This window comes from Mesorhizobium huakuii, from assembly GCF_014189455.1.
In the GTDB taxonomy this organism is placed as follows: Bacteria; Pseudomonadota; Alphaproteobacteria; order Rhizobiales; family Rhizobiaceae; genus Mesorhizobium; species Mesorhizobium huakuii_A.
Window position 1 is genome coordinate 1,751,376 of sequence record NZ_CP050296.1, and the last position, 12,635, is coordinate 1,764,010.

The window sequence follows — 12,635 nt, forward strand, 5'->3', positions numbered from 1 at the left end:
TGATTCTGCTATCAGCCGCCACAATTCGTGGTGTCGACCGCCGCGGAGGCTAGTGGCTATGGCCACTTGCCTGTTGATATCAAACCCGAAAGACAGGATTGCCCGTGCAGGTACTCGTCCGCGACAATAACGTTGATCAGGCGCTTCGCGCGCTCAAGAAGAAGATGCAGCGCGAAGGCATTTTCCGCGAAATGAAGATGCGCGGTCACTACGAGAAGCCTTCCGAGAAGCGCGCCCGTGAAAAGGCGGAAGCCGTGCGCCGCGCCCGCAAGCTGGCCCGCAAGCGCGCCCAGCGCGAAGGCCTGTTGCCGATGACGCCGCGTCCGGTGGCTGCTGGTGGTGCCGCTGGCGCAGCGCGTCCGCCGCGCTGATTATCGCCAATATTTCGTCCTTTTCGAAGGATACTGAGGTGGCGCGATGCGGAATCGCCGCCACCTTTTTATTTTGATTGTGACCCGGCCCGGAGGGGGGATCCGGACCTGAACGACGCGGCTTGAAGTGAGGACAGGGCAGACATGAACGCAACAAGCGTGGAGCGCGGGACCGCATTGCGTGGTTTCGCCCTGACAGCCGCCCTGCTTTCCGGATTGGCGCTTGCCGGCTGCCAGACATCGGGCCCGACCGGCGAGTTCAACAACATCGACAAGGCGCAAGGGTCGAGCGAGAACATCTCCTCGCTGTCGGCGGTCATCCAGCGCAATCCCCAGGATCCTGAAGGCTACAATGTGCGCGGCTCGGCCTATGGCCGTGGCGGCCAGTACCAGGCAGCGCTCAAGGACTTCAACCAGGCCATCCAGCTCAATCCGAATTTCTACCAGGCCTATTCGAACCGGGCGCTTATCCAGCGCTTCCTTGGCAATCAGGCGGCCGCGCTCGACGACTACAACAAGTCGATCCAGATCAACGGCAATTATGACGCCGCCTATATCGGCCGCGGCAATCTCTACCGCAAGGCGGGCCGCACCCAGGACGCCTTCAACGATTTCCAGAAGGCGATCCAGCTCGACACGACGGATGCGCGTGCCTACCACAATCGCGGCCTGATCTATCAGAGCCAGGGCCAGCACAAATTCGCCATCGAGGATTTCTCGACCGCCATCTCGCTGGCGCCGGATGCCGCCGAGCCCTACAACGGCCGTGGCCTCTCCTATCTGGCGACGGGCGACGAGGACAACGCTTTCTCCGATTTCAACATGGCCATCAAGCTCGACGGCAAGAACGCCGAGGCCTGGGCCAACCAGGCGCTGATCTACGAGCGGCGCGGCGACAAGGCGAAGGCGGCGAAATCCTACAAGGAAGCCGTCCGCCTCAACCCGAGCTACCAGCCGGCCAAGGACGGCTTGTCGCGCGTCGGTGGCAGCGCCAGCTGAGATCGGCTTCCGCTTAACCGGCTAAGCAGTACGGGTTGCTTGCGTGTCCAAAAGGACACGCGGCGCCGAAGATCGCCGCCAATCCGGCAACCGCGCGTTAACCCCTGCGACAATGCGTTAACCCTTGCCTTGTTCACGCCAAGTTTTCGACGGAACGCTCTGGCCATTCAAGCCGTTATTTCCAGGCGATTTGCGAAAGGACCCTCCCATGATCAAGAAACTCGTCTGCGCCGCTGCCCTTGCAACGACCGTATTCGCTGCCGCCCCGGCCAGCGCCGGCAAGCTGCAACTCGGCACGCTCGACTGCACCATCGATGGCGGCACCGCCTACATCGTCGCTTCCAACAAGGGCGTGTCCTGCGTCTTCCGTCCCTACCATCACGGACCGTCGGAGATTTACACCGGCGTCATCTCCAAGATCGGTGTCGATCTCGGCCAGACGCATCAGGGCCAGCTCGTCTGGGCGGTTTTTGCCGCGACCCGCGACCGCGATGCGGGTGACCTTGCCGGCAGCTACTACGGCGTCAACGCCGAGGCGAGCGTCGTCACCGGTGGCGGCGCCAATCTGCTGGTCGGTGGCTTCGACAGCGCCTTCATGCTGGAGCCGCTCAGCGTCCAGGCACAGACCGGCGTCAATCTCGCCGTGGCCGTGACCTCCCTTGAGCTGATCCACTCGCTGAAGTGATTGCATGGAGCCAAGCGCTCCTCTCTACCCTGCGGCGCGGAACCGGATAGGATGGTTCCGCGCCGTTTTATTTTTGAGGGGGACAGTATGCCGAAGACAGCCATCGCTGCTGCCGTGATTGCCATCGTGCTTGGCGCGCCACAGGCACGAGCACAGGACCGGGGCATCGAACTCGGCACGCTTGAATGCGCCATATCGGGCGGCACCGGCTTCATCTTCGGCTCGAGCAAGGATCTGAGCTGCACCTTCACCCCGGCCGACAAGAGCTTCGCGCCGGAAGCCTATTTCGGCGCCGTCAACAAATACGGTCTCGATATCGGCACGACAAAGCAGGCGGTGATGCAATGGCTGGTGCTGACGCCGCTGAAGAACATCTACGCGCCGGGTGCGCTGGCGGGCGACTATATCGGCGCCAGCGCCGAGGTGACGGCGGCCGTGGGGGCCGGCGCCAATCTGCTGGTCGGCGGTTCATCGCAGGCCTTCACCCTGCAGCCGCTCAGCCTGCAGACGCAGACCGGAATCAATCTCGCCATCGGCGTCAGCCAGTTCCAGCTGCGCAGCACCGAGAATTGATGGCGTCGACGTCGGAGGCGGCTTCGGCCAATCTCGAACGTTGCGATGGTCCACCGAAACGAACCGCTTGAACTCAACCGTGGTTGAGGTCTTACAAACCTGCCCCGACTGAGCAGCGCCTGGATGCGGCGCTATTGCCGCGCATGGTCCTGCCGGAAAGCCTTGCTGGCTTCTGGTGCCATGCACCGGCATCGAGATATGCAACGTTGGGGTGGATATGACTGAAATCAGCACAAACAGGGTCGACTGGCGCGCTTTGTGGGCGAGCGGCGATCTGGCGCGCTTCTGCTTCATCAGCCTCGGCATCCTGCTGCACGCCACCAACGAGACGATGGTGGCGACCGTCATGCCGGCCATGGTCGGCGAACTGGCCGGCGTGCAGCTCGTCGGCTGGTCGCTGGCGATCTACGAGCTCGGCGCCATCGTCGCCGGTGCCGCGGCCGGACGGCTGGTCAGCTATGTGGCGCTGCGCACCAATATGGTGGTCGCGGCCCTGCTCTATGCGGCCGGCGCCCTGATCTGTGCCACCTCGCCTTCCATGCATTTGTTCCTGGCCGGCCGCCTGATCGAAGGGCTGGGCGGCGGCGCGCTGGTGTCGCTGGCCTTCGTCTCGGTCGAGCGGCTGTTTTCGCGCGCCATCTGGCCGCAGCTTTTCGGCATCATGTCGGCGATCTGGGGCGTTGCCGCCTTTAGCGGCCCGTTGCTCGGCGCGATCATGACCGAGCTTTTGTCATGGCGTTGGGCCTTCGGCGTCTTCACTTTCGGCGGCACCGCCATGGCGCTGGCCAGCTTCCTCGTGCTCAACACGCCGGAAGCAACGCGACCCATCGCAAGCACGGGCAAGACACCGCCCTTCCCGTTCGCCGCCCTTGCCTGCCTTGCCGTTGCCGTGGTGCTGATCGCCTCTGCCGGCGTCGACATTGCCCTGCTGCGCTCCTCGCTGCTGATCGTGCTGGGCCTCGCCGGCCTGGCGCTATTCTTCGCCATCGACGCACTGAAGCCGCGCTCCCGGTTGTTCCCGTCGCGGCTGTTCTCGTGGCGCACACCGGTCGGCGCCGGCATGACCATGGTCGCCGCCTTTTCCGTCGCGACCTGCTCCTTCGGCGTCTATGGACCGCTGCTCTTGACCAGCCTGCATGACATTCCGCTCTTGACCACCGGCTACATCATCGCCGCCGAATCGATCGCCTGGTCGATCCTGTCGATCCTCGTCGCCAACGCCCCGCCGCAGCGCGAGCGGCTGATCATCGTCGTCGGTGCGCTGATGATCGCTGCCGGCATCGCCGGCTTTGCCTATACGATACCGCTGGGTTCCATTCCGCTGATCCTGGTCTGCGCCCTGTTGCAGGGCGGCGGCTTCGGCATTGCTTGGCCGTTCCTGACGCGAGTCATCGTCGCCTCCGCTCCGGACGATGAGCAGACCATCGCCTCGGCCGCGGTGCCGACCATGCAGCGCATCGGCTATGCCGTGGGTGCCGCCCTTGCCGGCATCGTCGCCAATGCCAGCGGCTTTTCGCAAGGGCTGAACCACGACGCAGCGGCCAATGTCGCGAGCTGGCTGTTTCTTGCTTTCGTCCCGCTTGGAATTCTCGGCTGTCTGGCAGCGTTGCGCGCCTCGGCTACGAACCGGCCATTGGAAGCCATCGGCTGACCCAGATTCGATAGAGAGGGTGTCTCAGTCGACCCGCAGCCTGTAGCCGACACCGGTCTCGGTGGTGATGTGGTGCGGCTGGTCGGGGGTCTTCTCGATCTTCTGCCGGAGCTGCCTGACATAGACCCTGAGATACTGCACGTCGGTCGAGTCGCCCCAGATCTGCTTCAGGATGAAATGGTGGGTCAGCACCTTGCCGGCATGCTGCACCAGGATGCGCAATATGTCGTATTCCTTCGGCGAGAGTTTTATCTCCTTGCCCTCGACCTTGACGATGCGCTTGACCAGATCGACGCTGAGGTCACCGCTCTGGAAGACAGGCTTCTCGCCCTGCTGCTGGAACTTGTGCCGCAACGCCACGCGGATGCGCGCCACCAATTCGTTCATGCCGAACGGCTTGGTGACATAGTCGTCGGCGCCGAGTTCCAGCGCGTTGACGATGCCGGCCTCGTCGGTGCGGCTGGAGAGGATGACCACGGGAATGTCGAGGCCGTCGTCACGCCATTTGCGCAGCAGCTCATGGCCGGTCATGCCCGGCAGGCCGAGGTCGAGCAGCACCAGGTCCGGCTTTTCCTGTTCCATCAGCTCGATCGCCGCCTTGGCGTTCGGCGCCTCGCTGACCGCATAGCCCTGGCTGCCGAGGCCGACGCGCAGCAGTTTGCGGATCGGCGGCTCGTCATCGACGACCAGTATCCTGACATTCGTGTTCGTCATTCCAAATCACTCACATCATTGTCGTCCGCACTGACAGCGCCGAGATCGGGCGGGTTCGTCGGCTTCGGCATTTTGATGGTGAAAACCGCACCCGAACGGTCGGTTCGGTTTGCCGCGGTGATCGTGCCCCCCATCGCCTCGATGAAGCCGCGGCAGATGGACAGGCCGAGACCGGTGCCGGCGCGAACCTGGTCGCGCTTGCGCACCCGGTAGAACGTGTCGAAAATCCGTTCCAGATCGCCTGGAGGAATGCCCAGCCCCTCATCCATGATCTGCAGGATGACGGAACCATTGTCGGTCCAACCCTGCACGCGGATCGTCGAGCCTGCCGGCGCGTATTTCGCCGCATTGTCGAGGAGATTGAACAGCGCCTGCTCGAACAGCACGGGATCGACCTTCAACATCGGCAAATCCGCCGGGATGTCGATCTCGGTCTTATGCTCGGCGATGATTTTCTTCGCCCTTTGCAGGGCGGAGCCGACGATGTCTCCGACATAGTGGAAAGCGAAGTTCGGCTCCATTGCACCGGACTCGATCTTGGTCATGTCGAGCAAATTGGCGATGAAGCGGTTCAACCGCTCGGATTCGTCGAGCACGGTCGTCAGCAATTCCGCCCGGTCCTGTTCGGGAAGTGCCGGCGCGAATTCCCGCAGCGTGCCGGCCGCGCCCATGATTGCGGCGAGCGGCGTCTTCAGATCATGCGAAATCGAGGTCAGCAGCGCCGAGCGCAGCCTGTCCGCTTCGGCGGCGAGCTTGGCCCTGTCGACATCGGCGACGAGTTGGATGCGTTCGATGGCAACCGCTGCCTGGTCGGCCAGCGCGTCGAGCAGGCGCTGCTGCTCGGGCGTCAGCAGTGGGCCCTGCTTGTCATTGTCGAGACCGACGACACCGATCGCCGTGCGCCCCGTGCGCAAGGGAAGATAGAGGCGCTTGGCGCCGGGTAGGGTGTCGGCGCCGCGCCCCGCGGCACGGTTGTGCTCCCACGCCCAGCGGGCGGCGGCAATATCGGCCTCGGCCAGCGTGTCGTCGGGCGGATAGCCGGCCTTGACGGTGATGGTGCCGTCTTCGGGCAGAAGCAGCACCACCCGCAGCTTGAGCATCGAGGCGATCTGGAAGGCGGTGGCCCACAGAACGTCGTCGAGCGTGCCGGCACCGGCGAGCTTCTTGGAAAAGAGGTAGATGTCCTCGGTGGCCCGCGCCCGCGAGCGCGCGGCGATCGCCTGGCGCTGCACGCGCACCGTCAGATTGCTGGCAATGACCGCGACGACCAGGAACACGCCGAGCGCGACAATGCTCTCCGGATCCCGGATCGTCAGCGTGTAGCGCGGCTCCAGGAAGAAATAGTTGAAGGCAAGGGCGCTGACGAGACAAGCGTACAGAGCCGGCCACAGACCGCCGGTCACCGCCGACGCCAGGACCCCGATGAGGAAGATGATTGCAAGGTTGCGAACATCGAGAAACTGGTCGAGCAGCACGGCGAAGGCGAGCGAGCCGGCGACATAGGCCGTGGCCAGGAGATAGGGCCAGATCTGGAATGGCGTCTGCTCGTCCGCGGTCCTTACATTCCTCGACGTCGCCTCGGTGTTGCGTTCGTTTCCCGAAATGACATGGACGCTGATATCGCCGGCATTGCGGATGAGGTCATAGGTCAGCGATCCCTCGATCAATTCGCGCCAGCGCGATCGGGTCGGCCTGCCGACCACGATATGGGTGAAATTGTTCGCCGTCGCGTAACGCACGATGTCCTGCGCCACATTCTGACCCGGAATGGTCGTCACCACGGCACCAAGCTGTTGGGCGAGGCGCAGATTGTTTGCGAGCCGGTCCTTGTCCTCCTCGGGCATGCTGGCCGAGCGAGGGCTGTCGACATGCAGTGCCGTCCACGGGGCCCGCAGCCGGTCGGCCAGCCGGCGCGCATAGCGGATGCGGGCCGCGCCGCCGAGGCGCGCGTCGAGGCAGACGAGGACCCTTTCCCCGGCGGCCCAGGGGCCTTGGATGGCATGGGACTGCATGTGATTGAGCAACTGCTCGTCGACGCGCTGGGCGGTGCGGCGCAGTGCCAGTTCCCTGAGCGCCGTCAGATTGCCGGGCGAGAAATAGTTCTCGATGGCGCGCTGGGCGGTGTTGGGGAAGTACACCTTGCCTTCCTCGAGCCGCTTGATCAGGTCGTCGGGGGTGAGGTCGATGATCTCGACATCGTCGGCCTGGTCGATGATGGAGTCCGGAACCGTCTCGCGGACCCTGACCTTGGTGATCTGCGCGACGACATCGTTCAGGCTTTCGACATGCTGGATGTTGAGCGTCGTGTAGACGTCGATGCCTTGCGTCAGGATTTCCTGGACGTCGAGATAGCGCTTGGGATGGCGGCTGCCGGGCGCGTTGGTATGGGCGAGTTCGTCGACGAGAACCAGTGCCGGGCGCCGGGCGAGGATGGCGTCGATGTCCATCTCGTCGAGGACGCGCCCCTTGTAGTCCACCTTGCGGCGAGGAATGACCTCATAGCCCTCGACCAGGGCCAGGGTTTCCTTGCGGCCATGCGTCTCGACGACACCGATCACCACATCGATGCCGTCGGCCAGCCTGGCCCGGCCCGACATCAGCATTTCGTAAGTCTTGCCGACACCGGGTGCCGCGCCAAGGAATATCCGCAGACGGCCGCGCCCCTCCCGCTCGGCATGCTCGAGCAGCGCGTCGGGGGAAGGTCGGTTCTCGTTGCTTCTGTCTTCCGGCATCAGGATCGATCATGGAGAGGTCCGGGGATGCTGTCGATCCCCGGCCCTCGCCATCACCTATTTCGCGGCGTCCAGCGCCAGGTTGAGAGCCAGCACATTGACCACCGGCTCTCCCATGAAGCCGAGTTCCCTGCCTTCGACCTGGCCGTCGACAAGCGCCTTGACCTTGACTTCGTCGATGCCCCTGGCCTTGGCGACACTCGGAACCTGGAAATAGGCGGCCTCCGGGCTGATCTGCGGATCAAGGCCGCTGCCGGACGTCGTCACCAGGTCCATCGGCACGGGCTGGTTCGGATTCTCCGCCTTCAGCTTCTCGGTGTCGCCCTTGATGCGCTCGATAAGCTTGGGGTTGGTCGGGCCGAGATTGGTGCCGCCCGACGCCGTGGCGTCGTAGCCGTTGCCGGCGGCCGAGGGCCGGCCATGGAAATATCTGTCGCTGGCGAAGGACTGGCCAATCAGCTCGGAGCCGATGACCTTGCCATCCTTCACGATCAGGCTGCCATTGGCCTGGCGGGGGAACAGCGCCTGCGCAATGCCGGTCATGCCCAGGGGATAGACCAGGCCGGTCAGCACGGTGAAGAAGACGATCATGATGATCGCGGGTCTGATTTGCTTGAGCATCGGAATGATCCTTATGCAAGGCCAAGGGCCGTGACGGCCATGTCGATTATCTTGATGCCGACGAACGGGACGATGATGCCGCCGAGGCCGTAGACCAAGAGGTTGCGGCTGAGCAGCGCGCCGGCACCGATCGCCCGATACTTGACGCCTTTCAGCGACAGCGGGATCAGCGCGATGATGATCAGCGCGTTGAAGATGATCGCCGACAGGATGGCGCTCTGCGGCGTCGCCAGATGCATGATGTTGAGCGCCTGCAGCGGGCCGGTGGTCTGTCCCGGTGCGATGTAGAAGACGGCGAACATGGCCGGGATGATGGCAAAGTACTTGGCCACGTCGTTGGCGATCGAGAATGTCGTCAGCGAGCCGCGCGTCATCAAGAGCGCCTTGCCGATCTCGACGATCTCGATGAGCTTGGTCGGATCGCTGTCGAGGTCGATCATGTTGCCGGCTTCGCGCGCGGCAACCGTACCGGTGTTCATGGCGACGCCGACGTCGGCCTGGGCCAGGGCGGGCGCATCGTTGGTGCCGTCGCCGCACATGGCGACCAGCTTGCCCTTGGCCTGTTCGTCGCGGATCAGCTTCAGCTTGTCCTCGGGTGTCGCCTGGGCAAGGAAGTCGTCGACACCGGCTTCCGCGGCAATCGCGGCCGCCGTCAGCGGATTGTCGCCGGTGATCATCACCGTGCGGATGCCCATGCGGCGCAGTTCCGTGAAGCGCTCGCTGATGCCGCCCTTGACGATGTCCTTGAGATGGACGACGCCGAGCAGGCGCCCGTCACGCTCGACCGCCAGCGGCGTGCCGCCGGACTTGGCGACCTCGTCGGCGATCGCCTGGAGATCCCGCACGGACTCGCTGCTTGGGCGCGTGCCGTGAGCGGCGACCGTCGACTGGTTGACATGGGCAAGCACGGAATCGACCGCGCCCTTGCGCACCGACGAGCCGTCGACATCGACGCCGCTCATGCGGGTCTGCGCGGTGAAGGGAACGAAGGTTGCGTGCAGCGTTGCCATGTCGCGGGCGCGGATGCCGTATTTCTCCTTGGCGAGGACGACGATCGAGCGGCCCTCCGGCGTTTCGTCGGCAAGCGAGGCTAGCTGCGCCGCATCGGCCAGTTCCTGCTCGGTGACGCCCTTGACCGGACGGAATTCCGTCGCCTGGCGGTTGCCGAGCGTGATCGTGCCGGTCTTGTCGAGCAGCAGCGTGTCGACGTCGCCGGCCGCCTCGACGGCACGGCCGGACATGGCCAGCACGTTGAAGCGCACCAGGCGGTCCATGCCGGCGATGCCGATCGCCGAGAGCAGCGCGCCGATCGTGGTCGGGATCAGAGTGACGAACAGGGCGACGAGCACGGTCACCGAGATATAGCCGCCCGAATAGGCGGCGAAGCTCGGGATCGTCGCGGTAGCCAGCACGAAGATCAGCGTCATGCCGACGAGCAGGATGTTGAGCGCGATCTCGTTCGGCGTCTTCTGGCGTTCGGCACCTTCGACCAGCGAGATCATGCGGTCGAGAAAGGTGTGGCCGGAGGCGGCGGTGATGCGCACGCGGATCCAGTCGGACAGCACCTGCGTACCGCCGGTGACCGCCGAGCGGTCGCCGCCGGATTCGCGGATGACGGGCGCCGACTCACCGGTAATCGCCGCTTCGTTGACCGAGGCGACGCCTTCGATCACTTCGCCGTCCGACGGGATGATGTCTCCGGCTTCGACCAGGACGATATCGCCGACCTTCAGGCTGGTGCCGGGCACCAGCTTGAACTTGGCTCGGTCCTCGCCGGCCAGCAGCTTGGCCTGGGTCTCGGTGCGCGCCTTGCGCAGCGAGTCGGCCTGCGCTTTGCCGCGGCCTTCAGCGACCGCTTCGGCGAAGTTGGCGAACAGCACGGTGAACCACAGCCAGATGATGATCTGCAGCGTGAACTTGAAGTCACCGCCACCGGTGATGAGATCCCTGACAAAGAGAACTGATGTCAGCGCCGAGACGACGGCGACGACGAACATCACCGGGTTCTTGATCAAGGTGCGCGGGTTCAATTTCCTGAAGGCCCCGCCGATGGCGGGCCACAGGATGCTGGCATCCATGATGCTGGCCGATTTTGTGTGACTCATTTTGAAGCTCCGGCTTCGCTGTTGTTGGACGGCACCGGGTGATCGGACGCCGGAAAAAGATGTGGAAGCCCGTAGGCCAGCAACCAGAGTGCGATCATGGCGGCGGCAAGCCCAAGAAACGTCGACATCGTCGGGAAAGGAGGAGGCATTCCCTCCTTCCCGGGATCGGCGGGGGGCCGAGTGTTGCGGCGCATGTTTTTCAACCAGGACATGGCGATCTCAGAAGGTCTGCCCGTGGATCATGGCCAGGTGTTCGACGATCGGTCCGATCGCCAGCGCCGGGAAGAAGGTGAGGCCGACGACGATCAGGATGACGCCGACCAGCAGGCCGACGAAAAGCGGGCCGTCGGTCGGGAACGTGCCGGCCGACGCCGGCACCGTCTTTTTCGCCACCAGCGAGCCGGCGATGGCAAGCGCCGGAATGATGACGAAGAAGCGCCCCACCCACATGGTGATGCCGAGCGTGATGTTATACCAGGGCGTGTTGCCGCTGAGGCCGCCAAAGGCCGAGCCGTTGTTCGCCGCCGCCGAAGTGTAGGCATAGAGAACCTCGGAGAAGCCGTGCGGACCGCCATTGGCCATCGAGGCCACAGCACTTGGCAGCACGACCGAGATAGCCGTGAAGACCAGCATGACCAGAGGCAGAGCGAGGATGGCGAGCATCGCCATCTTGACCTCCTTGGCCTCGATCTTCTTGCCGAGATATTCGGGCGTGCGGCCGACCATCAGGCCGGCGACGAAGACGGCGATGACGATGAACATCAGGATGCCGTAGAAACCGGCGCCGACACCGCCGACGATAACTTCGCCGAGCTGCATATTGATCATCGGGATGAAGCCACCGATCGCGGTGAACGAATCATGCATGGCGTTGACCGCGCCGCAGGAGGCGGCCGTCGTGATGACGGCGAACAGTGCCGACAAGGCGATGCCGAAGCGGGCCTCCTTGCCTTCCATGTTGCCGCCGTCGATGCCCAGTGCGTGCACCAGCGGGTTGCCGGCGGCTTCCGCCCAGTAGCAGATGGTGACGCCGGCGATGAACAGGACACCCATCGTCGCCAGGATCGCCCAGCCCTGGCGCTGATTGCCGACCATGCGGCCGAAGACGTTGGTCAGCGCAGCACCGAGCGCGAAGATCGTGACCATCTGGATGAAGTTGGAGATCGCATCGGGATTTTCGAAAGGATGCGCGGCATTGGCGTTGAAGAAGCCGCCGCCATTGGTGCCGAGCATCTTGATGGCGACCTGCGAGGCGACAGGGCCAAGGGCGAGCGTCTGCTTGGCGCCTTCGAGCGTGGTGGCGTCGACATAGGGGCCGAGAGTCTGCGGCATGCCGAGCCAGACATAGACAAGGGTGAGCACGATGCAGGCCGGCAGGAGGATGTAGAGCGTGCAGCGGGTCATATCGACCCAGAAATTGCCGATCGACTTGACCGAATGCCGGGCGAAGCCGCGGATCAGCGCCACCGCTATGGCGATGCCGACCGCCGCGGACAAGAAATTCTGCACGGTCAGGCCGGCCATCTGCACGAGGTAGGACATCGTGCTTTCGCCGCCGTAATTCTGCCAGTTGGTGTTGGTCACGAAGCTGACGGCGGTGTTGAAGGCGAGGTTCTGCTCAACGGCCGGCATCCCAGCCGGATTGTAGGGCAGGACGCCCTGCAGGCGCTGTAAGGCATAGAGCACCAGGAAGCTGGCCAGGCTGAAGAACATGATACCGGCCGCATAGGCGGTCCAGTGCTGTTCCTCGCGCTCGCTGGTTCCCGAAATGCGGTAAAGGACCCGCTCGACGGGCCCGAGGATCGGCGAGAGAAATGTGCGATCGCCGTTGAAAACGCGGTACATGTAGCCGCCGAGCGGCTTCACCAGCAGAATGACGACCACGCAGTAGGCGAGGATCTGTATCCATCCGTTGAATGTCATTGAAGTAGCTTTCCGTGCCTTGCTGTTGCCGTCAGAAGCGTTCTGGGCGAACGAGGGCGTATGTCAGGTAGGCGAGCAGGAACAAGGTCACACCGCCGCCGAGGATATAGTCGAGAAGCATGTTGCGATCCTCCGGCTCAAAGAATGTCGCAGACTTTGATGTAGGCGATGGAGAGAGCGAAAAACAAAATCTCCAGCCCGATAACGACGATATCCATCGTGGGTGTTCCTTATCTTCGTTTTATTTGCGCATAGCGCTGT

Annotated in this window: 12 protein-coding genes; 5 read left to right on the top strand and 7 right to left on the bottom strand. The window is 63.8% G+C overall.

Translation table 11 applies throughout. From position 1 onward, the window contains the following. Positions 1-104 precede the first annotated feature (104 nt). The 5 genes from rpsU (at position 105) to HB778_RS08555 (ending at position 4,279) form a co-directional block, all read left to right on the top strand. A complete protein-coding gene (rpsU, locus tag HB778_RS08535) occupies positions 105-371 on the top strand; it encodes a 30S ribosomal protein S21 (protein WP_010911429.1) in 267 nt (88 codons plus the stop codon). A gap of 144 nt (positions 372-515) precedes the next feature. Then, a complete protein-coding gene (locus tag HB778_RS08540) occupies positions 516-1,370 on the top strand; it encodes a tetratricopeptide repeat protein (protein WP_096450057.1) in 855 nt (284 codons plus the stop codon). A gap of 208 nt (positions 1,371-1,578) precedes the next feature. Next, on the top strand, positions 1,579-2,055 hold the full coding sequence (locus tag HB778_RS08545) for a DUF992 domain-containing protein (protein ID WP_183463020.1): 477 nt from the start codon (positions 1,579-1,581) through the stop codon (positions 2,053-2,055). 87 nt (positions 2,056-2,142) lie between these two features. Next, the gene (locus HB778_RS08550) at positions 2,143-2,628 is read left to right on the top strand and encodes a DUF992 domain-containing protein (RefSeq protein WP_183463022.1); all 486 of its coding nucleotides are present in this window, start codon (positions 2,143-2,145) and stop codon (positions 2,626-2,628) included. 217 nt (positions 2,629-2,845) lie between these two features. Beyond that, complete coding sequence (locus tag HB778_RS08555) at positions 2,846-4,279, top strand: MFS transporter (protein WP_183463024.1); 1,434 nt, start codon at positions 2,846-2,848, stop codon at positions 4,277-4,279. Positions 4,280-4,303: 24 nt separating this feature from the next. On the opposite strand, the gene HB778_RS08560 is transcribed toward HB778_RS08555, so the two are convergent. The 7 genes from HB778_RS08560 to kdpF are packed head-to-tail and all read right to left on the bottom strand — an operon-like array spanning position 4,304 to position 12,495. Further along, positions 4,304-4,993 carry a response regulator transcription factor gene (locus HB778_RS08560; protein WP_183463027.1) on the bottom strand — a complete coding sequence of 230 codons (690 nt, stop codon included), beginning with the start codon at positions 4,991-4,993 and terminating at the stop codon, positions 4,304-4,306. Beyond that, positions 4,990-7,725, bottom strand: coding sequence for a sensor histidine kinase (locus HB778_RS08565; RefSeq protein WP_183463030.1), 2,736 nt, complete (start codon positions 7,723-7,725; stop codon positions 4,990-4,992). The genes HB778_RS08560 and HB778_RS08565 overlap by 4 nt, the downstream gene beginning before the upstream one ends. A 57-nt stretch (positions 7,726-7,782) precedes the next feature. Then, complete coding sequence (gene kdpC, locus HB778_RS08570) at positions 7,783-8,346, bottom strand: potassium-transporting ATPase subunit KdpC (protein ID WP_183463033.1); 564 nt, start codon at positions 8,344-8,346, stop codon at positions 7,783-7,785. Positions 8,347-8,357: 11 nt separating this feature from the next. Then, complete coding sequence (gene kdpB, locus HB778_RS08575; protein ID WP_183463035.1) at positions 8,358-10,451, bottom strand: potassium-transporting ATPase subunit KdpB; 2,094 nt, start codon at positions 10,449-10,451, stop codon at positions 8,358-8,360. Then, positions 10,448-10,663 carry a hypothetical protein gene (locus tag HB778_RS08580; protein WP_183463037.1) on the bottom strand — a complete coding sequence of 72 codons (216 nt, stop codon included), beginning with the start codon at positions 10,661-10,663 and terminating at the stop codon, positions 10,448-10,450. Before HB778_RS08580 ends, kdpB begins: the two co-directional genes overlap by 4 nt. 7 nt (positions 10,664-10,670) lie before the next feature. Continuing rightward, positions 10,671-12,374, bottom strand: a complete 1,704-nt coding sequence (kdpA, locus tag HB778_RS08585) for a potassium-transporting ATPase subunit KdpA (RefSeq protein WP_183463039.1) — start codon at positions 12,372-12,374, stop codon at positions 10,671-10,673. Positions 12,375-12,405: 31 nt separating this feature from the next. Continuing rightward, on the bottom strand, positions 12,406-12,495 hold the full coding sequence (gene kdpF, locus HB778_RS08590; RefSeq protein ID WP_032918612.1) for a K(+)-transporting ATPase subunit F: 90 nt from the start codon (positions 12,493-12,495) through the stop codon (positions 12,406-12,408). Positions 12,496-12,635: the final 140 nt, after the last annotated feature.